Source organism: Rhodovulum steppense (assembly GCF_004339675.1).
Classification (GTDB): Bacteria; Pseudomonadota; Alphaproteobacteria; order Rhodobacterales; family Rhodobacteraceae; genus Rhodovulum; species Rhodovulum steppense.
Genome location: NZ_SLVM01000003.1, coordinates 199,554 through 220,291, shown reverse-complemented (window position 1 = coordinate 220,291; position 20,738 = coordinate 199,554). Strand labels below are relative to the sequence as shown.

Below are 20,738 nucleotides of genomic sequence, written 5' to 3'. Positions count from 1 at the left end.
CCGCCCGTGATCTGGCCGCGTTCGGCCATCTTCGACAGCAGCGCCGCATCCAGCGAGGAGGGGATGTCGGGGTTCACCGTCTCGACCGCCGACAGCACCCCTACCTTGGGCTCGTCTATCCCGATCGAGCGCGCAAGGTCGATGGCGTTCTGCACGATATCCATCTTGGTGCGCAGATCGGGCGAGATGTTGATCGCGGCATCGGTGACCAGCAACGGATGCGCCACGCCCGGCACATCCATCACGAAGACATGGGTGAAGCGGCGGCCCGCGCGCAGCCCGTTTTCCTTGCGCAGCGCCGCCTTGAGCAGCACATCCGTATGCAGATGCCCCTTCATCAGCGCCGCGGCCCGGCCCTCGGCCACCAGGTCGACGGCCAGATGCGACGCGGCCCGGTGGTCCGCCGCCTCGATGATCTCGATCCCGTCGAGACTGCAGCCGATCGCGCGCGCAGCCGCCGCGATCTTCGCCCCGTCGCCGACCAGGATCGGCGCGATGATCGTGTGCCGCGCCCCCAGCAGCGCGCCGCCCAGCGAATTGGGCTCCTCGGGCGCGACAACGGCGGTCGGCAGCGGCGGCAGGGGCTCGGCACGCGCGATGATCGCGTCGAAATGGCGGTGCCGCTCGATCAGCAGGCCGGGGATCTCCAGGTCGTCGAAACGCATCTTGCGCGCGGGCGCCTGCACCTCGGCCTCGCCGCTCAGGATCGTTGCGCCGTCGGATTTCCGCACCACCTCGGTCGCCATCACCAGCCCGTCGGGCGGCCGCTTTTCGGTGACGCGCACCCGCGCCACCAGTGCGTCACCGGCATGGGCACGGGCCAGAAAGCGCAGCGATTGCGCCCGGTAAAGCGCCCCCGCCCCGGGCAGGATATTGCCGATCACCGCCGAAACCAGCGAGGCGACCCACATCGCCGGGGCCACCGCCTCGACCGTGCCATCCCCGTCGCCGTCATGCCGCGCCAGATGCAGCGGGTTGTGGTTCCCAGAGGCGGTGGCGAAGACGTAGAAATCGTCCTCCGTGCAGATGCGCACGATCTCGGCAACGTCCCCAACCAGAATCTCGCCAAAAACGCGGTTCTCGGCGATCCTCATTCGGTAGAACCCTCCCGGGGCCGTGCGGCGGACAGGCGCGGGGGAGACTCGCCCCCCTGCCCTTCCGGCGACGATGCGGCCCCGGTTTCAAGTTCCTTCAACGGGTCATCCGGCACGTCACCGGTCACCGGACCAAGCCCCAGAACCTTGCGGAACCGATTCAGCATCTGCAACGTGTGGGGGGCCATCTCGTCGATCGGGCCCGGGACATACTGGACCACGCGGGCGGCAAGCGCGCGGGACTCGGGATCGGGCAGCAGGATGGGCAGCGCCGCGATGGCACCTTCGGGGTCGTAGGTCGCGATCAGGGTCTGTTCGTGGATGATATGCGCGCGCATCGCCGTTGGCAGGTCGCGGAAGGGCGCATCCTGGTTCAGCACCCGGGCCGAGCGTTCCAGCCGGTCGCGCCGGACCGAATGACGGTTCTCGGCCAGCAATACCAGCATGCGGATCACCGCCTCGACGAAACCGCCCTGCGCCACATGCGACAGCGCTGCCTGAACGATCGGCAGCGCGCGAAGCTCGTCCTCGGTCTTGCGTGTGCGCCGCAGGGCCATGGGCTGGCCGAAGGCGCGCGCCCAAGGGTTGTTCCAGAGCATGTGGAAACCCATCTCGTAGGCCGCGTCGCGCATGTCGCGGGCAAGGTCGATCCATTGCTCGGTGACGTCGATGGCAAGCCGCTCCATCGCGAGAAAGGGATTGGCGGGGTCGGCGGGCATGCGGGACTCGCCAAGCCGGTTGGCGGTCGTGGCCAGTGCCGCCATGGCGGGGTTCAGCGAAGAGCATGCCAGCCGCTGGGCGCGCAGCGGATGCAGCGCGCGGGCTGCCTCGGCCGCGCGGGGGCTGACCACGGCGCGGATCAGCGGACGGACCAGCGTGTCATAGGCCTCCGATTGCATCTGGCTGGCGCGGGCCACAGCGGCAAATCCCGCCTCTTCGTCGCGCGTGCCTGCGATGGTCTCGAGATCGGCAAAGCTGCGCTCGGCGAAGCGGACATGAAAGCTCTTGTCCGCGCCGGCGCCCTTCACCGCGTCGATCTTCATCTCGTAAAGCCCCGGCGCCAGCGCCTCGATGGTCTTGAGTGTGGACGAGACCTCGGCATGCTCCTTCTTCGCGATGGTCGACGAGACGAAGATGCCAAGATGGCCGACCTCGTCATGCACCATGTAGACGATGCGCTGGCCGCGGATGCGGATCTCTTCCACCCCGGCATAGGCATCGAGGATCCAGTTCAGCGCCTGCTGGGGCGGCGTGATGTTGTCGCCATGGCTGGCGAAGACGATGATCGGCGCACGGATCTGCTTGATGTCGACCAGCCGACCGGGTTCCAGCATCGCGGTGTTCTTGGTCAGGCGGTTGCCGACGAAAAGCTGTTCGACGATCCAGTGGATCTCGGCCTCGTTCAGCATGAAGAAGCCGCCCCACCAGCGTTCGAATTCCAGGAAACGCGCGCGGGCCTTGGGATCGTCGATATCGGCCATCAGGTCGGCATATTTGCGAAACCAGGTGCGGCCGGGGTTCAGCATCTCGAAATTCATCACGAGATTCGCGCCGTCGAACACGCCGCCGCCCAGATCGGCCCACAGCATCGGCTGCCAGGCTCCACCCAGAATCCCCGCGTTGTAGCGCATCGGGTGGCGACCGACCTCGCCCGACCAGGTGGCGACCGGCGCGCCGTTCAGCACGATCGGCCCCGTCAGGTCGGGATTGGTCGCCGCCAGCAGCAGCGTGGCCCAGCCGCCCTGGCAATTGCCGATGATGACTGGCTTGGGGGCATCGGGGTGACGGCGGGTGACCTCGCGAACAAACTCGGCCTCGGCGCGGGTGACATCGGCCAGTGTCTGGCCGGGAACCGGCACGCGCCCGAAGGCGACGAAATAGACCGGGTGGCCATTGGACAGCGCCACGCCCACCTGGCTGTCGGACTTGAAGCCGCCGATGCCGCCGCCATGGCCCGCGCGCGGGTCGATAATGATGTAAGGGCGCTTGAAGTCAAGGATCTCGACGCCTTCGGGCGGGACGATCCGCAACAGCTGATAGTTGCAGGGATGGAACAGATCGGTGCCGTCCACGATCACCTCGTAATCGTAGATCAGTACCGGTGGACAACCCGCGGCCTCGTGCGAACGGAAAGTGTCGCCGCGCTGGCGCAGAAGGTCCATCGTCAGTACGAACCGCTCGCCCGCGTCACGCAGCCACTCGGCCCAGGCGGCGGACAGGGGCTTGTCGGGCGTCGCCAGCGCCGCCCCGGTCGCGGTCAGTGTACCAAGTGCGGCATGCGCCCTTGCGGCATGATCGTCGAAGATCGTGTTGCCGTGCCGGGCGGCCACGTTGCGCAGCAGTTGCGCGCCGTCCAGCGCCTCGCCGACACGGGTGCCGACACCCTCCAGCCAGTCCTGCGGCAGGGCACCCATGCCCCCGAGCGTGGCGGAAATCAGGTCAGCCGCTTCTAGCGTCGAGGGGCGAGGGGCGGCGGTCTGCATGCGATCTCTCCGTTATCCGATGATGGAATAGCCACCATCGACGGGATGCACCCCGCCGGTGACGTTGCGGGCCTCGCGGCTGGCTAGAAACGCGCAGAAGGCGCCCACATCCTCGATGGTCGCCAGGTGATGGATCGGTGCGCGTGCGGCGGCTTCGTCCAGCAACTCGTCGAACTCGGCGATGCCCGATGCCGCGCGCGTGGCCATCGGCCCGGGGCTGAGGGCATGCACGGAAATACCCGCAGGCCCCAGTTCGGCGGCGGCATAGCGCACCGCCGATTCCAGCGCCGCCTTGACCGGACCCATGATGTTGTAATGTTCGACCACCCGGCTTGCCCCCTGGAACGACACGGTGACGCATGTGCCGCCCTCTGGCATCAGCGGCTCGGCCCGGCGGATCATCCGCAGGAAGGAATGTACCGAGATGTCCATCGCCAGTGCGAATCCGTCCGCCGAACAGTCGATCACCCGACCGTGCAGGTCGTCGCGGGGGCAGAAGGCGATGGAATGGACCAGCGTGTCCAGTCGGCCCCAACGCTCGGTGATACCGGCGAACAGCGCGTCCATCTGCGCGGCATCGCGCACGTCCAGCGGCCCGGTGATCTCGGCTCCGATCTCCTCGGCCAGCGGGCGGACATGGGGTTCGGCCCTGTCGTTCAGCCAGGTCATCGCAACCCGTGCGCCTTGCGCGCGCAGCGCCCGGGCACAGCCCCAGGCGATCGAGTTCTCGTTGGCGACGCCGACGACCAGCGCGGTCTGACCTTCAAGAGAAAACATGGCACCCCCTGCGATTTCGCATCTGCAGCATAGGTAGCGCATATGTCACGCATGTAACATGGTCAGGACGCGGATCGCAGCTCTGGGGACGTGACCGGCTCCGGAGGGCGCCACTGCCAGCCAGGAGCAGAGGATGTGACCGCCCTGCCCGCCCGTCAGGCGCGCCGCTCACTCCTTGGAGCGTTCGACATAGGTGTTGTCGGCGGTGTTGATGACGATGCGCGTGCCCACGTCGATATGCGGCGGCACCATCACCCGCACGCCGATATTGGTCATCGCGGGCTTGTAGCTGGAGGATGCGGTCTGGCCCTTGACCACCGGCTCGGTCTCGGTGACCTCGACCACCATCTTCTGCGGCAGCTCGATCGCGATCGGATTGCCCTCGAAGGTCTGAAGAAAGACACGCATTCCCGACTCCAGATAGGATGCGGCATCGCCCACAACGTCGGGGCTGGCCACGACCTGATCGAAGGTTTCGGGGTTCATGAAATGATAGCCCTCGCCATCGTCATACAGGAAATCGTATTCCCGTTCGTCGACATTGGCCTTTTCCACCTGCTCGGTGGTCTTCCAGCGTTCGGTGGTCTTCACCCCGTCCGAGATCCGGCGCATGTCGACGGATGTCGTCGGCGTGCCCTTGCCGGGGTGGAAGTTCTCGGCCTTGAGAACGACATAGAGCTGGCCATCCTTTTCGACGACATTGCCCTTGCGGAGCGAGGAGGCGATGACTTTCACGGGGCGGGTTCCTTGTGGACAGGCGTTGCGCGCGTTAAGCGCCGGATCGGACAGGCCCCTAGCCGAACTTGGCGCGAAATTCCAGACGAAAGGCGCAGATCGTGACCCAGACCCCGTGGTGGCACCCCGACCGGCATGCCGACCGCCGCCCCGCGCTGCTGGCCCGCAACCGCATCCAGGCCGCGATCCGGGGCTGGCTGGAGGGGGAGGGATTCACCGAAGTCGATCCCGCGGCGCTCGCGATCAGCCCCGGAAACGAGGCGCATCTGCATGCCTTTGCCACCGATGCCATCGGCAATGACGGCGTGGCACGGCGGATGTATCTGCATACCTCGCCCGAATTCGCGATGAAGAAACTGCTGGCCGCGGGCGAGACGCGGATCGCCGCCTTTGCCCATGTCTGGCGCAACCGCGAAAGCGGCCCGCGCCACAGCCCCGAATTCACCATGCTGGAATGGTATCGTGCGCAGGAGGATTACGCCGTCCTGATGGACGATACCGCCGCGATGCTGCGCCTTGCCTGCCAGGCGGCGCGCACGACCCTTCTGCGCCACGGCGATGCCGACTGCGACCCGTTCCAGCCCTATGAGCGGCTTTCGGTCGCCGAGGCCTTCGCGCGCCATGCCGGGATCGACCTGCTGGCCACGATCCGGCCCGATGGCACGACCGACCGCGACGCTCTGGCGGCGCAGGCCACGGGCGTCGGGATCGGGCTGGCCGGGGATGACAGCTGGTCCGACATCCTCAGCCGCGTTCTGGTCGCCCGGGTCGAGCCGCATCTGGGGCAGGGCAGGGTGACCATCCTCGACCGCTACCCCGCCGCCGAGGCGGCCCTTGCCCGCACCTGCCCCGACGACCCGCGCGAGGCCGAGCGCTTCGAGGTCTATGCCTGCGGGGTCGAACTGGCCAACGGCTTCGGCGAGTTGACCGACCCGGCCGAACAGCGCCGCCGCTTTGCCGCCGAGATGGACGAGAAACAGCGCGTCTACGGCGAGCGCTATCCGCTGGACGAGGAGTTCCTGGCCGCGCTGGCGCTGATGCCGCCCGCCTCGGGCATCGCGCTGGGATTCGACCGGCTGGCCATGCTGGCCACCGCCGCGCCGCGCATCGAAGACGTCCTCTGGACCCCGCCCGGCTGAGGCGGCGCAATCCTGCGACGGTGATGCCGGACGGTGCCGATTGGCGTTGTTGCAGAACTCTGTCTGCCGAGGATTCACATTTTGAATACATGCGGTTAGACGAGATACATGAGCAAACCGACACGCGCCCGCTACCACACGACGAACTGGTTCAGCTACACAGCCGCGCTCCGCAAGCGCGGGTCGCTGCCGATCTGGCTGGAAAGGACATGACCTGGCTCGCGCCGCCTGATGGCAGCCCCGGGCGGCCTGCGGTGTTTTCCGACGCGGCGATCCAGTTCTGTCTGAGCATCAGGGTCCTGTTCAAGCTGCCGCTGCGGCAAACGACCGGAATGGTGGCCAACCCGCTGAAATTGGCGGGCCTGGACTGGGCGGTGCCCGACTACACCACCTTGTGTCGACGCCAGAAGACGCTCGCCGTTCAGATCCCGTATCGGCGCGTCGACGGCCCGCTGACCCTGCTGGTCGACAGCACGGGGATCAAGTTCCTCGGTGGCGGCGGATGGCAGGCCGGAAAGCACGGCGTCCAGGGTCGGCGCCAGTGGCGCAAGCTCCATCTGGCGATGGATACCGCCACGTCTGACATCCGGGCAGTGGAATTCACTCCCAGCAGCGATGGCGACAGTCCGGTCTTGCCGGACCTGCTGGACCAGATCCCCGAGGGCGAAGACATCGGGACCGTGACCGCGGACGGTGCCTGTGACACGCGCCGCGGCCACACCGCCATCATCGAGCGCCAAGCCGCCGCGATCATCCCGATCCGCAAGAACGGCCGACCGTGGCAAGAGGGCTGCCCCGGCGCAATCGCCCGAAACGAAACCTTGCGCGCCACCCGGCACTACGGCAGGGCCTTCTGGAAGCGATGGACGGGATACCACGTCCGAAACCGCATCGCGGCAAGAGACCCCGACCGCCAGACCGCCGAAATCCAGATCCGCATAGCATTGCTGAACCGCTTCTCGGTCCTCGGAGCGGCCGAGATCATTCCTGTGGCCTGAAATCAACGGGAAAGGGGAAGTCACGCCTCAGGCGTGAGCTGCGCAACAACGCCATGCTGCGGCATTCTCGTCCCTGGTCTTGCTCGACAGGCGGGGCTTTGGCGGGCGCGCGGCGTTCGGAAGGGCTTCAAGCCGGGGCCGGGCGACGGTAGCGTTGCCAGAAAGCGGCATCGCGGCCATTCCGGCGTGGGTCCGGCGATCAGCGCGGAGGATATACATGACATTGTTTCCACTTTACCTCGCCATCTGCGCCGTGCCGGCCGCAGCAGGCGTCCTGTTCAAGCCTGGGTCCTGGTATCGTGACCTCGACAAGCCCGACTGGACGCCGCCCGATCGGCTGTTTCCCGTAATCTGGGCCGTGCTCTATGTTCTGATGTCGCTGGCGGCCGCGCGCGTGGCGCTGCAACCCGGCAACGAACTGGCGCTTGGCCTGTGGTCGTTGCAGATCACGATCAGCACGCTCTGGTCGGCGGTCTTTTTCGGCCTGCACCGGATCCGCGCGGGGGCAGTGATCATCGCGCTGCTATGGGTGGCGGTCCTGGCGACCGCGTTGGCCTTTCTGCGCCATGACATCCTGGCCGCGCTGATGATGGTGCCTTACCTGGCCTGGGGCAGCTTCGCGCTTGCCCTCAACATCTCGGTCATGCGACGAAACCCGTCCCGCGGGCATGCCTGACTGGGAAAGACGGCGCCTTCAGGACAGCGGGCCGGGCGTGATACACTGGCTGACAAGGACGGATCCGGCGACCGGACGATGCGCCCCGCTTCACCGCGCGCCCTCCGGCTCGCTCAGAGGATTTGCCCCTCGGGCAGGAAGCGCTGTGTCAGAACCGCCTCCTGCTGTCGCATCAGCCGACGGGCATTGCGCATGTGCTCGGTCATGACCTTGCGCGCGGCGGTTGCGTCGCCCTCGCTCAGCGCCGCCAGAAGCCGCGACTGGTAGTCGAGGCCCGAGGCCCAGAGTTCGCGGTTCGGCTGGACGTAAAGCCGCCGCGACACGGTGATGTCCGACAGCATGTTTGCGGTAAAGCGGATCAGGAAGCGTAGCAGCGGATTGTCCGATATGTCCGCCAGAAGCGCGTGGAAGCGCAGCGAGGCGACATGCTGATCGCGCTCCTGCTCGGCGCTGGCGGCCGGTTCGGCATAATCGGCCATGACGGCGCGCAGAGAGGCGAGTTGGGCCGGGCTCAACCGCCCGGCCAGCGCGGCGGCCAGTTCGGGTTCCAGCGCCTCGCGGATCTGGTAGATGTCGTCGATGGTCAGTTTCTGGAAGTAGAAATAGTTGCCCAGAAGCGCGGTCGCACGTTCATCGGACACGCGATGGACGAACACCCCGCCCCCCGGACCGGTGCGCGATCTGACCAGCCCCTGCGCTTCGAGAATGCGGATGGCCTCGCGGATCGTGCCCTTGGCCATGCCGAAACGGTCGATCAGTTCGACCTCGGACGGAAGCCGGTCCCCCGGCTGCCAGCCGTTCTCCATGACCCATGTCTTGATCGCCTCGGCGACATGCTGCGGGCGGGACAGACGTTCATGGCGCGAGGGGGTGGTGGCAGGCGGCATGCTGGTCTCCTTCGATGGCGCGCAGGGCGGGCATCTCTCGGCGGCAGATTTCCGTGGCGTGGGGACAGCGCCCCGCAAAGGCACAGCCCGGCGGCGGGTTCAGGGGGTCGGGCAGTTCGCCCGATTGCGCCCCCCCGAGTGGGCGGCCCACCACCGGCGCCGAAAGCGCCAGAAGCTTCGTATAGGGATGCCGCGGGGTCGCAAAGACCTTGTGCGCAGGCCCGCTTTCGACAAGGGCGCCGAAATACAGCACGGCAATGCGGTCGCTCACCGCCTCGACCACGGCCAGATCGTGGCTGATGAAGAGATAGGTCAGACCAAGCTTCGCCTTGAGATCCGCCAGCAGGTTCAGAACCTGTGCCTGCACCGAGACGTCCAGCGCCGAAACGGGCTCGTCGAGAACCAGGATGCGGGGGCTGGCGGCCAGGGCGCGGGCGATGCCGATGCGCTGTGCCTGCCCGCCGGAAAACTCGTGCGGATAGCGCGACAGAAAATCCGAGCGCAGGCTCACCGCGGCGAACAGTTCGGCGATCCGGGCGTCCAGTTCCCGGCCGCGCAGGCCGCGCAGGTGGCGCAGCGGCGCCGCGAGGATCTGCCGGATGGTCTTGCGCGGGTTCAGGCTGGAAACCGGATCCTGAAAAACATACTGGATCAGCCTGCCAAAGGCGGCGGGGTCGGCACGGTCCAGCAGGCGGCCCTCGATCTCGATGCTGCCCGCGCTTGGCGCGACCAGCCCCACCAGCATCCGCGCCAGGGTCGACTTGCCGCAGCCGGATTCGCCCACGATGCCCAGCGTCTCGCCCTGCTGCACTTGGATCGAGATCGGTCGCACCGCATGCAGCCGCGCCCGTGGCGGGCCGATCAGGCGGCGGCCGATATCGAAGCTCCGGGCCAGGTCCCGGGTTTGCAGCGCAAGGGTCATGGCGTGGTCTCCGGAAACAGGCAGCGCACCTTTCGGACCTTCCCCGCCAGGGCGATTTCACCTGCCCGGCACGCGTCTTGCGCACGCTCGCAGCGCGGGGCGAAGGCACAGCCGGGCGGCAGGTCATCGACCGCGGGCGGCAGGCCGGGGATGGCGGCAAGCCGACGTCGGCCGCCGCCCAGTTCGGGCACGCAGGCGATCAGCCGCCGGGTATAGGGATGGGCGGGGGCGGCCAGAAGGTCGGTGGTCGGCCCCTCTTCGACGACGCGGCCGCCATACATCACCGCGACCCGGTCGCAAAGCTGGCTGACGACGCCGAAATCATGGGTGATGAACAGGATCGCCAGCCCGCGCGAGCGGCGCAACTCGTCAAGCAGCGCCAGCACCTGGGCCTGCACCGTCACGTCAAGCGCGGTCGTCGGCTCGTCGGCGATGATGATGTCTGGGTCGTTGGCCAGCGCCATGGCGATGCCGACCCGCTGGCGCATGCCGCCGGACAGCTCGTGTGGAAAGGCGCGCGCCCGCGCGGCGGGATTGGGGATGCGCACGTCCTCGAGCAGGCGCACCGCCCTTGCCCGCGCCGCGGCACGGCCGACCGGCTGATGCGCGGTGATCGCCTCGGCCAGTTGGTCGCCGATGCGGTAGAGCGGGTGCAGGGTGGATAGTGGATCCTGGAAGATATAGGCGACCCGACGCCCGCGCAGGGCGCGCAGCATCTCGTAGGGGGCACCGATCAGGTCCTGCCCATCCAGCCGCACCGCGCCGCCGGTAATGACCCCGGGCGGCGAGGCGACAAGCCCCATCACCGACAGCGCCGTCACCGACTTTCCCGACCCGCTTTCCCCGATCAGTCCCACGCATTCGCCGGGCGACAGGTTCAGCGAAACGCCATTGACCGCACGGTAGACCCGCTTGCCGATGCGGAACTGGGTTTCAAGCCTGTCAAGGCGGAGAAGCCCGCTTTCGGTCGCCTCGGGCGCCGTTGCCCTTTCCACGCGCGTCGTGGCCTCGGGTCGGCTTGGTGCGCCCGAGCGCAGCCGCGGGTCCAGCGCGTCGCGCACGCCGTCACCCAGCAGGTTCACCGACATCACGATCAGCAGGATCATCGCCCCCGGCACGATGGACGTGTGCGGTGCGGTGATCAGCGCCGAGCGCGCCTCGCCCAGCATCGAGCCCAGATCGGCCTGCGGCGGCTGGCTGCCCAGGCCGAGGAACGACAGGCCCGCGGTCTCAAGGATCATCCAGCCGATGGTGGTGGACATGGCGATGACGATCACCGGGACGACGTTCGGCAGCACCTCGGACCACAGGATGCGCGCGTTCCCCATGCCCGACAGCCGCGCGGCATCGACGAACTCGCGATGCACGATGCCCGCGGTCACGCCGCGGATATTGCGTGCGAAGAAGGGAATGTTGACTACGGCGACCGCGATCAGCGCATTCATCAGCCCCGGACCCAGAACCGCCACGATGGCCAGCGCCAGCAGGATATAGGGAAAGGCCATCAGCATGTCGATTCCGCGCATCGTGACATTGTCGATCCGCCCGCCGAAATAGCCCGCGAGAACCCCGATCGCCGCGCCTGCCAGTCCCGCGAAAAGCGCGGCCGCGAACCCAACGGCCAGCGACAGCCGCGTGCCCCACATCAGACGTGACATCAGATCGCGGCCCAGGTGGTCGGTGCCCAGCCAGTGGCCTTCGGAGAGAGGCCGCAGAAAGCGGTTTGCGGTGTTCGTCTCATTGGGCGGGTGCAGCGGCAGGATCGGGGTCAGCACCGCCAGCACGACGATCACCCCCAGCACGACCGCGCCGAACCCCGCCAGCCGGTTGCGGAACAGAAGCTGGAGAAACAGCCTCATGCCCGGATCCTGGGGTCAAGCAGGTGTTGCGCCACGTCGACCACGATGTTGAACCCGACATAGCAGGCCGCGACGAAGACCACGCCCCCCTGCACCAGCAGGATGTCTCGCTTGAGGATCGCGTCGACCAGCATGCGCCCGATGCCGGGCCACTGGAACACCATCTCGATATAAACCGCTCCCGACAGCACGAAACCGGCCTGAATCCCGAGAACTGGGATCACGCTGACCATCGCCGCGCGCAGTGCATGGCCCCAGATCACGCGGCGTTCGTGCAGGCCCTTGGCACGCGCGGTGCGGATGAAGTCCTGCCGCAGAACCTCCAGCATCGCGCCGCGCGTCAGGCGCGCGATGACGCCCGTGGCCACCACCGACAGCGCCAGCGCGGGCATGGTCAGGTGGCGGATCAGGTCGGGCAGGTCGCCGCCGCCCCAGATCGAATACATCCCCGACACCGGCAGCCAGCGCAGCTGCACCGCGAAGAACAGGATCATCATCATGCCGAGAAAGAAGGACGGCACCGAGATGCCGACGATCACCGCGAAGGTGATCGTCTTGTCGGCCAGCCCGTATTGCCGCGCCGCCGACACCACACCCGCCAAGATGCCCAGCAACGAGCACAGCACGAAGGCCGTGCCCGCCAGGATCAGTGTGGCCGAGAACCGTTCCAGCACCTCGTCCAGCACCGGTCGGTTCAGCGCGAAGGATCGGCCGAAATCGCCCTGCAACAGGTTGCCCAGCCAGATCAGGTATTGCTGCAAGAGTGGCTGGTCCAGGCCAAGATAGCGGTTCAGCCGCTCGACATTCTCGGGGGTGGCATAGGCCCCCAGGATCGCGGTCGCCGGATCGCCGGGGATCATCGCCATGATCAGGAAGACGATCATCGTGATGCCCAGAAGGACCGGAATGGCCGAGATAAGCCGCCTGAGAATGTAGCCCCCCATCCGGTGGCCCCTCCTGATTGTATCGGTGGCGCGTGATCCCGCCCCGGCGCTCAGGCCGTCCGGGGCGAAGGGGCACGCCAGCGTGCCCCTTTCCCGGGATCAGTTCTTTTCGACGTCCTTCAGCAGCAGGAAGAATGACGGTTCCAGCCGGAAATTCGTCACCCGGTCGGATGTCACGGCGTTCTGCTTCCAGTTCGCGACGAAAACCCAGGGCGCGTCTTCCTGCACGATCTGCTGCATTTCTCGATAGAGCGCGGCGCGCTCGTCCTGATCGGTGCTGGCGCGGGCGGCTTCGAGCAGGTCATCGACCCGCGGGTTCGAATAATAGCCCGAGTTGAAGCCGCCCTTGTCGGGCCAGGCATCGGTGCGCAGGGCCAGGAAGGGCAGGGTGTCGGGATCGTTCGTCATCCAGGCCATCTCGGCCAGATCGGCCTTGCCTTCCAGTCCAGGGTTCACCTTGCCGAGGAAGGTGTTCCACTCGTAGGTTTCGATCTTCACGTTGAAACCAACCGTGGCCAGGTCGGCCTGGATCGCGGTGCCCATCGCAATCGGATCAAGCATGCCCGAACCGCCCTCGGTGACATAGAAGGTCAGGTCGGCCCCCTCGGCGCCCGCCTCGGCGATCAGGGCGCGCGCGCGGTCGGGATCGTAGGGATAGGGCTCAAGCGCGTCGTTATAGGCCCAGGCAAAGGCGGGCGGGGTTGGTCCGGCGGCGACAGCGGCCGTGCCTTCCAGCACATCATCGACAAGCGCCTGCTTGTTGATCGCGTAATTCGCCGCCTGCCGCACGCGCCTGTCGGCAAAGGGGCCTTCCTTTGCGTTCAGGATCAGGAACCACAGATGCGGCCCGGCCTGTTCGACGACCTGGAAATTCGCGCCCTGGAATTGCGACAGCGCGACGGGGGGAACTTCGACCATCAGGTCGATGCCGCCCGCCAGCATCTCGGCCACGCGGGTATTGGCATCGGTGATCGGGCGGAAGACCACCGCCTCGCTGGCGGCGCGGCCATCCCAGTAATCGTCGTTGCGGGTCACGACGACCCGCTCGTTGGCGCGCCATTCGGCAAACCGGAACGGCCCGGTGCCCGACGGGTTGCGCCCGAACTCGGCCCCATGCGCCATCACCGCTGCGGGAGAGACGATCAGCCCGGTCGGATAGGCGAGATTCGACAGGAACGGCGCATAGGGCTCGTTCAGGGTGAACCGCACCGTGCCGGGGTCGACCGCCTCGACCGTTTGCACCGCACTGAAGAAGAATGACAGTGGGAAGGGTCCGGTGGCGTGGAAGGGATGATCCTCGTTCAGCATGCGCTCGAAGTTGAAGACAACGGCCTCGGCATCGAGCGCACTGCCGTCATGGAAGCTTACGCCCTCCCTGAGAGTGAAGGTGTAGACCGTGCCATCGTCCGAGATGTCCCAGCCGGTCGCCAGTGCGGGTTCGACATCCAGCGTGCCGGGCGCATAACGCACCAGCCCGTCATAGACATTCATCAGGATGCGAAAGTCGTTGACGGCCGTCACCGCATGCGGGTCGAGCGATTTCGGCTCGGCGATCTGGCCTATCACAAGCACCTCGGGCGGGGTCTGGGCCGTAACCGGGACAGCCAGCGTCGCGCTGGCAAGCAATGTGGCGGTCAGAATCCCGAAACCGCGTCGGGTCAGTCGTGAATGGGCCATGTTCGGCACTCCCTGATCTGTGTTTCTGTGCGCGTGTCGCTTTTCGGAAAAATTTATCGTGATAATTTGAACGCGTCAAAATTATCATGATAATTCGGGCTATCCGTGGGAGCGTATGCGATGACATTCTCGATTCTTGCCCGTGATTTGGGCACCGGCGCGATGGGCGGGGCGGCGGCGACCGGATCGCTTTGCGTGGGCGGCTGGGTGCTGCGTGGCGATTCGCGCGCGGGCCTGTCGGCCTCGCAAGGGGCCGCCCCCTCGACCATGTGGGGTGAGGATATCCTGATCCTGATGCGGAACGGGCTGTCGGCCGAACAGGCCGTGGTGCGGGTCACCTGCGGCGATCCCGGACGGGAGTGGCGCCAGATCGCGGCGCTGGACCGGGCCGGGCAGACCGCCGCGCGCACCGGCAGCCGGAACACCGGCTGGCGCGGACAGATCGTCGCGCCGGGACTGGTCGTGTCGGGCAACCTGCTGGCCGGACCCGAGGTTCTGGATGCCCTGCGCGACGGATTTCTTGCCGCTTCGGGGTCGTTGCCCGACCGCCTTCTGGCTGCCCTCGCCGCGGCCGCGGCGGCGGGGGGCGACACGCGCGGGCTGCAATCGGCCGCGCTTCTGGTGGTGGCCGACGATGCCCCGCCGTTGAGCTTGCGGGTGGACTGGTCGGAAACGCCCGTTACCGCCCTACAGGATCTGCATGCCCGCACCCTCACCGGTGCCTATGCCGACTGGCTGCCCACCGTGCCGACCCGCCGCGATCCGGACCGTCCCCATGTCTGAGGCCGATTGGGGCGCGCAGGCACAGGCCTGGCTGGACCGTCTTGCGCAGTGTTCGGAACCCGGTCCGGGGGTGACGCGGCTGCCGTTCTCGCCGGAACACCGGGCGGCGCTGGCGGTTCTGACCGAGTTGATGCGTGAGGCGGGCCTTTCGGTCTCGCTTGATGCGGCGGGCACGCTGATCGGTCGGTGCGACGGGCCGCCGGGCGCACCGGCCCTGCTGATGGGGTCGCATCAGGACAGCGTGTGCGAGGGAGGGGGTTATGACGGGATTATGGGGGTCGTGGTCTGCGCGCTTGCCATGATGAAGCTGCGTGCGGACGGCTTCGTGCCGCCCTTCGCGGTCGAGGTCCTGGCCTTTGCCGACGAAGAGGGCGTCCGCTTTCCGACCGCGCTGATGGGGCCGCGCGTTCTGGCCGATACGTTCGACATGGCCGCGCTGGAGCTGCGCGACGGTGCCGGGCAGGCGCTGCGCGAGGCCATGGCGGGCTTCGGGCTGGCGCCCGATGCGCTGCCGGGGCTGAAACGAGATCCGGCGCAGGTGCTGGGATGGATCGAATGCCACCTGGAACAGGGGCCGGTCCTGGAAGACGAAGGGCTGACCCTGGGCGTGGTGACGGCCATCAGCGGGATCGAACGCCACAGCGTCCGCTTGACCGGACAGGCCGCCCACGCAGGAACGGTGCCGATGTCCCTGCGCCGCGACGCGCTTGCCGCCGCCGCCGAGATCGTCCTGGCCGTTGAACGCGTCGCGCGGGAAAGCGATGGCGTGCTGGCGACCGTCGGCATGTTGGAACTGCGCCCGGGTGTCGTGAACGCGGTCCCCGGCGAGGTGGCGCTGACCATCGAGATCCGCTCGCCTTCGGATGCGGTGCGGGCAGGAGCCGCCGAAGAGATCACGGCCCGGGTGGCAGAGATCGCCACCCGCCGTCAGATCGCACATGCGATAACGCGATCCTATGCGCAGCCCGCAACCCCCTGCGATCCTTCGCTTCGGGATCTGCTGTCCGGCGCCGTCCACGCAACCACGGGGCGTGCGCGGCTTCTGCCATCCGGCGCCACGCATGACACGTCCGCTATGGCCGATCTGTGCCCGGTGGGGATGATTTTCACCGCCTGCGCAGGCGGGATCAGTCACCATCCCGCCGAAACGGTGCCAATGACAGCCCTGCACGACGCGGTGCTGGCCATGGCCGGTGCGGTGACCGCCATCGCCCGCCGTGTAGGCGAAACGGCGCCATGAGTCGCTGCTGCGGGCGTCAGGACCGGGCGACGCCCACGTTCCGCGTGACAAGCAGCCAGCGCATGATAGCGTCAAGCGTGCGGTCCGAGGCGGTCTGGAAGGCGGCGATCAGGTCGGGCGTGCGCGTGCTTGCCGCGGGCATTTCGGCAGAGAAGGTCTGCAAGGCGACGATCGCGGCATCGCTTTCGCGCACAAGGCGTGCGGTAAGCGCGATCCTGACCATGCTCTGCCCTGTCGCGGGGTCGATCTCGGCCTGGAAATCGCGCAGCAACGTGACGAGCGCATAATCCCCCGATGCGCCCAGCGGACGCCGAGCGACGAAGCGGAAGGCGCCCGACCGCTCCAGCCCCTCGACCAGCGCGGTCTGCACCATGACCGGGGCGGTTTCGGCCCAGCGGGCATCGCTCAGATACTGGATCTGCGAAGGCGTGGGCCGGATGAGGATGCGGTCGGTATCGAGCGCGCCGCTGGCCGTCGGCACCTCGATCACCACGCTCAGGCTCTGGGGCCGCCCCGTCGCCACCGGGCCGAAATCCGGCGCGCGCAACTGGTAGACGTCGAGCGCAGCGCTTGCCGTGTTCAGCGCCCCGATTGCCGAACAGCCGGACAGGGCGGTGGCAGACAGGGCGACAAGCAGAAGGCGTCGGTTCATGGGCATCCTCATCGTCTGTAGACCGGGTCTTCGCCACCCAGCAGGAACCGCGCCGGATTGCGGTCGATCTGGCGGATCAGCCGGTCGAGCCGGTCGACCAGGTCGCGGGTCTCGCGCGCGAGGCGGGCATATTGCGGCAGGCCCTCGCCCGCGAAGCTGCGCAGCGGCGGGCCAAGGCTCGTCGCGGTGCGCTCGATCTCGCCGAAGGCGCTGTTGGCCCGTTCCGCGGTTTCCCTGATCTGCCCCGCGATCACCGGCACGTCGGCCGAAACCTGGTCGATGGCGGTGTCGAGCCGGGCAAGCGTGTCGCGCAGGCTTGCCGTCATCTGGCCGATCTCCTCGCGTAGCACCCGGTCGGCCGATGCAAAGGCGCGGTCGGCTGCGGCCAGCGCCTGATCGCCCGTTTCCAGCGTGGTGTTCAGCCGGTCGAGCGTCGCGTTCGCCCGGGTAAAGGTGTCGGTGACGCTTGCAAGCGCGGACGAGGCGTCGGCCGAGATTGCGTCGGCCCGTCCCGCGGCGGTGGAAAGGTCCGCGCCGACCGTCTCGACCGTGCGCGCGGCGGTGGCGGCGGCGGTGCGGATGTCTTCGAGGATCGTCGGCAACTCGTTCTCGGCGAGGGTGGCCGCCGAGGCCACGACGCGATCGGCATTGGCGATCAGCGCGCGTGCATCCGCGACCAGCGGCGTGGCGTCGGTGGCGATGAAGCTGTCAAGCTGATCCGCAGCGCGGTCGAGCGAGGCAAGCGAGTCCGTCATGACGGCAAGCATGTCGTCGGTTGCCTGAAGCGTCTGCCGGGCCTCGGTCAACCGGGTGTTCGCCAGGGTTCCGGTCATGCGGAACTCGGTCATCATGGCGCGGGCGTCGGTCCCGAGGGCCGCGATTTCCTCGCGCAGCGCGGCGGTGGTCAGCGTCACATCCTCCAGAACAGGCGGAAGCTGTTCGCGGATGAAAAGATTGGCAGAGTCGAGCGTCGCCCGTCCGCTGTCCAGTGCCGCATCACCTGCATCCAGCGTGGTCCCCGCCCGTCGCGCGAGCTCGGTGACCTCGCGCAGCGTGCCGTCGGCGGTTTCAAGCGCGGTCGTTGCGGCCGCCGATATATCTTCGAGCCGAGTCGCGAAGGCGGCGATCTGCTCGGTCGAGCTTGCGACGGTATCCGTGACTTTCGAAAAGCTGTCGAGCGCCTGTCCGAGATCGGCGGAGGAGCGGTCGAGATTCTCCAGGATCGAAGATATGCGGCCCTGGTTCTCGGGTCCGAGAAGGCCGGTCAACTGGCGCGCGGCGACCAGCGCCTCCTCCACGATGGCCGGGGCATCCTCGCTGAGGGTCTGAAGCACCGAACGTCCCGACTCGATGAAGGGCACACCGTCGCCTGCGACATCGTCCAGGAGCGGATCGGCCGGATCTCCGGACGACAGCCCCACATAGGAAACGCCGGTGACACCTTGGGATTCGATCGTCGCGACCGAACTGGTGCGTACCGGGGTTTCGGCGCTGACCTCGATGCGGACGCGAATCCGGCCGGTGCGCTCGGGCGACAGACGCACATCGACGACCTTGCCCACCGGCAGCCCGCTGAAGCGCACCTCGGAAGCGTCCGACAGGCCCGAGACGGTCGGAAACTCGACATCGTAATAGGCGAACTGGCGGTTCAGCTCGACCCGGGCGAACCAGAGGAAGAAGGCAAGCAGCCCGACAAAGCCCAGAAGGGTGAAGGCGCCGATAAGGACATAATTCGCGCGGGTTTCCATCATCCAGGCCTACCCATTTGCGGGCGCGGACTCAACGGCGTCGCGCGCGGCCCGCCCCCGCGGCCCCAAGAAATAGTCGCGCACCCAAGGGTGATCGACGTCAAGCATGTCGTCGAGCGTTCCGGTCACCAGAACCTTCTTTTCGGCAATCACCGCGATCCGGTCGCAGACCGCGTAAAGCGTGTCCAGATCGTGGGTCACCAGAAAGACGGTCAGCCCGAGGTTCCGGCTGAGATCTCGGATGAGGGCGTCGAACGCGGCGGCGCCGATCGGATCCAGACCGGCTGTCGGCTCGTCGAGGAAGACGATCTCGGGGTCCAGCGCGAGCGCGCGGGCCAGACCCGCCCGTTTCCGCATCCCACCCGACAGTTCGGACGGGTACTTGTCCCCGGCGTTCCAGGGCAGGCCCGAAAGCGAGATCTTGAGACGGGCCAGCGCCTCGCGGGTTTGCGCATCGAGGCCGGGCACCGATCTCAGCGGCACCTCGACATTCTCGCGGACGGTCAGCGACGAGAACAGCGCGCCATCCTGGAACATGACGCCGATCCTCTGGCCAAGAGCGGCCAGCTCCGCCTCGCTCGCCGCGCCCATGTCGAGGCCCAGCATGGTCACGCTTCCGGCGGCGGGACGGTTCAGCCCCGCGATGCTGCGCAGCAGAACCGACTTGCCGGTGCCCGATCCGCCGACGACACCCAGGATTTCGCCCCGGTGAACATCCAGATCCAGGCCGTCATGAACGACAAGGCTGCCGAACTGGTTTCTCAGGCCCCGGACGGCGATGACCGTCTCTGCCATCGTCATATCCCCATTTCCGCGAAGAAGACCGAAAAGACCGCGTCGGTGACGATGACCGCGAAGATCGCCGCGACCACCGCGCCCGAGGTCATGCGGCCGAGAGATTCGGCCGTCGAGCCCACGGCCAGTCCCGCCCGGCAGCCGATCACGCCGATGACGACGGCAAAGACCGGCGCCTTGACGAGGCCGACGAAGACATGCGTCACATCCGTGTTCTCGACCAGCCGGGTCAGGAAGATCGCCGGCGAGATCCCCAGTTCGATCCACGACATCAGCAACCCGCCCGCAAGCCCCGCGACATTGGCGATCAGGCCCAGGATCGGCAGCATCAGGACCAGCGCCAGAACCCGGGGCAGGACCAGCGACATGCCGGGGTCGATCCCCAGCGTGCGCATCGCGTCGATCTCCTCGCGCATCTTCATCGACCCGATCGCGGCGGTGAAGGCCGAGGCGGTGCGCCCCGCGACGATGATCGCGGTCAGCAGAATGCCCAACTCGCGCAGGATCGAGATCGCGATCAGATCGACGACGAAGACCTCGGCCCCGAACTGGCGCAACTGGGCCGAGCCCTGAAAGGCCAGGACGACGCCGATCAGGAAGGCCATCAGCGACACGATCGGCACCGCGCGGTAGCCGACATCCTCGCAGTGATGGACCAGCGCGGTCAGCGGAAACCGGGACGGCCGGGCAAGCGACTGGCCGAAGCGCGCAAGAAACAGTCCGAGAGTGCCCGAGACCTCGCGGAGCGAGGATCCGATCCCCACGACGGAGCGGCCGAATTGCTCAAGCTGCGCCCGTATCCCGACAGGGCGCTGCGGCGAAGGCTCGGGCTGGGGAAGGGCCGAGCGGACCGTGTCGAGAAGCCGGGCAACAGGATCGCGCGCGCCTTCGATTCGCGTGCCCAGCCCGTGCCTTTCGCGGTCCTCGATGGTGCGCAGGATGGCCCAGGCGACCGCCGTGTCGATCCGGTCGACCGCTGCAAGGTCGATTTCCAGCGGACCGCCCTCGACGCGGCCAAGTGCCGCGAGGATGCCTGGCATCCTGCGCAGGTCGGGCCGCCCGGACAGCGAGAGCCGCCACCCGTCCCCCTCCCGCGCGAGCGTCACGGCCGCGTCCCGATCTTGGTATGCGTCGTCCATGCCATGTCATCGCACAGACCGGGGCAGGATGGAACGGCAGGGCCGATGCCGGTCGCGATCCTGACACCGCTCGGTCGTCCGGGTCTAGGCAGCGGCGGCGAAGGGCACCATTGCCCCGGACCTTCCGTCAGGATATTCATGCCGCAATGCAGCATGGAAATCACATGCCCGGACAGGATCATCGCAAGGC

17 protein-coding genes and 1 pseudogene are annotated in these 20,738 nt (G+C 67.4%); 5 read left to right on the top strand and 13 right to left on the bottom strand.

What is annotated here, in order from left to right; genetic code table 11:
* The 4 genes from EV216_RS03390 to efp all read right to left on the bottom strand — a co-directional run.
* Positions 1-1,094 (bottom strand): bifunctional enoyl-CoA hydratase/phosphate acetyltransferase (locus EV216_RS03390; protein WP_132693652.1); only part of this gene is annotated, 1,094 nt, incomplete at its 3' end.
* Positions 1,091-3,577: a DUF3141 domain-containing protein gene (locus EV216_RS03385; RefSeq protein ID WP_132693651.1), complete on the bottom strand. Its 2,487-nt coding sequence runs from the start codon at positions 3,575-3,577 to the stop codon at positions 1,091-1,093. The genes EV216_RS03390 and EV216_RS03385, both read right to left, overlap by 4 nt.
* Positions 3,578-3,589: 12 nt before the next feature.
* Complete coding sequence (gene fabI, locus EV216_RS03380) at positions 3,590-4,354, bottom strand: enoyl-ACP reductase FabI (RefSeq protein WP_132693650.1); 765 nt, start codon at positions 4,352-4,354, stop codon at positions 3,590-3,592.
* Between the two features lie 168 nt (positions 4,355-4,522).
* Positions 4,523-5,089 carry an elongation factor P gene (gene efp, locus EV216_RS03375; RefSeq protein ID WP_132693649.1) on the bottom strand — a complete coding sequence of 189 codons (567 nt, stop codon included), beginning with the start codon at positions 5,087-5,089 and terminating at the stop codon, positions 4,523-4,525.
* Between the two features lie 101 nt (positions 5,090-5,190).
* Between efp and epmA the strand changes: the two genes are divergently transcribed.
* The 3 genes and pseudogenes from epmA to tspO all read left to right on the top strand — a co-directional run bounded on the left by epmA (position 5,191) and on the right by tspO (position 7,902).
* Positions 5,191-6,228: an EF-P lysine aminoacylase EpmA gene (epmA, locus tag EV216_RS03370; RefSeq protein WP_132693648.1), complete on the top strand. Its 1,038-nt coding sequence runs from the start codon at positions 5,191-5,193 to the stop codon at positions 6,226-6,228.
* A 108-nt stretch (positions 6,229-6,336) separates the two neighbouring features.
* Positions 6,337-7,226, top strand: a pseudogene (locus EV216_RS03365) (IS5 family transposase).
* 217 nt (positions 7,227-7,443) lie between these two features.
* Positions 7,444-7,902 (top strand): tryptophan-rich sensory protein TspO, encoded by a 459-nt coding sequence (gene tspO / locus EV216_RS03360; protein WP_132693647.1) that lies wholly within the window; start codon positions 7,444-7,446, stop codon positions 7,900-7,902.
* Positions 7,903-8,015: 113 nt separating this feature from the next.
* Here tspO and EV216_RS03355 read toward each other — a convergent pair whose 3' ends face one another.
* The 5 genes from EV216_RS03355 to EV216_RS03335 form a co-directional block, all read right to left on the bottom strand.
* On the bottom strand, positions 8,016-8,789 hold the full coding sequence (locus tag EV216_RS03355) for a FadR/GntR family transcriptional regulator (protein ID WP_132693646.1): 774 nt from the start codon (positions 8,787-8,789) through the stop codon (positions 8,016-8,018).
* A complete protein-coding gene (locus EV216_RS03350; protein ID WP_132693645.1) occupies positions 8,758-9,711 on the bottom strand; it encodes an ABC transporter ATP-binding protein in 954 nt (317 codons plus the stop codon). The genes EV216_RS03355 and EV216_RS03350 overlap by 32 nt, the downstream gene beginning before the upstream one ends.
* Complete coding sequence (locus tag EV216_RS03345) at positions 9,708-11,570, bottom strand: dipeptide/oligopeptide/nickel ABC transporter permease/ATP-binding protein (RefSeq protein WP_132693644.1); 1,863 nt, start codon at positions 11,568-11,570, stop codon at positions 9,708-9,710. Before EV216_RS03345 ends, EV216_RS03350 begins: the two co-directional genes overlap by 4 nt.
* Positions 11,567-12,514, bottom strand: a complete 948-nt coding sequence (locus EV216_RS03340; protein WP_132693643.1) for an ABC transporter permease — start codon at positions 12,512-12,514, stop codon at positions 11,567-11,569. Before EV216_RS03340 ends, EV216_RS03345 begins: the two co-directional genes overlap by 4 nt.
* Positions 12,515-12,613: 99 nt before the next feature.
* Entirely contained in the window at positions 12,614-14,191 is a 1,578-nt protein-coding gene (locus EV216_RS03335) for an ABC transporter substrate-binding protein (protein WP_132693642.1), read from the bottom strand.
* Positions 14,192-14,311: 120 nt separating this feature from the next.
* Here EV216_RS03335 and EV216_RS03330 point away from each other — a divergent pair, with 120 nt between their 5' ends.
* Both EV216_RS03330 and EV216_RS03325 read left to right on the top strand, forming a co-directional pair.
* Positions 14,312-14,974, top strand: a complete 663-nt coding sequence (locus EV216_RS03330; protein WP_132693641.1) for a DUF1028 domain-containing protein — start codon at positions 14,312-14,314, stop codon at positions 14,972-14,974.
* Positions 14,967-16,214, top strand: a complete 1,248-nt coding sequence (locus EV216_RS03325; protein WP_165899130.1) for a M20 family metallo-hydrolase — start codon at positions 14,967-14,969, stop codon at positions 16,212-16,214. The genes EV216_RS03330 and EV216_RS03325 overlap by 8 nt, the downstream gene beginning before the upstream one ends.
* A gap of 16 nt (positions 16,215-16,230) precedes the next feature.
* Here the strand turns inward: EV216_RS03325 and EV216_RS03320 are convergent, their stop codons facing one another.
* Genes EV216_RS03320 through EV216_RS03305 form a run of 4 tightly spaced genes read right to left on the bottom strand, consistent with a single transcriptional unit; the run spans position 16,231 to position 20,449 of the window.
* Positions 16,231-16,866 (bottom strand): ABC-type transport auxiliary lipoprotein family protein, encoded by a 636-nt coding sequence (locus EV216_RS03320; protein WP_243641948.1) that lies wholly within the window; start codon positions 16,864-16,866, stop codon positions 16,231-16,233.
* An 8-nt stretch (positions 16,867-16,874) separates the two neighbouring features.
* Entirely contained in the window at positions 16,875-18,614 is a 1,740-nt protein-coding gene (locus EV216_RS03315; protein ID WP_165899129.1) for an MlaD family protein, read from the bottom strand.
* 9 nt (positions 18,615-18,623) lie between these two features.
* Entirely contained in the window at positions 18,624-19,409 is a 786-nt protein-coding gene (locus tag EV216_RS03310; protein ID WP_132693637.1) for an ABC transporter ATP-binding protein, read from the bottom strand.
* A gap of 2 nt (positions 19,410-19,411) precedes the next feature.
* Positions 19,412-20,449 (bottom strand): ABC transporter permease, encoded by a 1,038-nt coding sequence (locus EV216_RS03305; RefSeq protein ID WP_243641951.1) that lies wholly within the window; start codon positions 20,447-20,449, stop codon positions 19,412-19,414.
* Between the last annotated feature and the right edge of the window lie 289 nt (positions 20,450-20,738).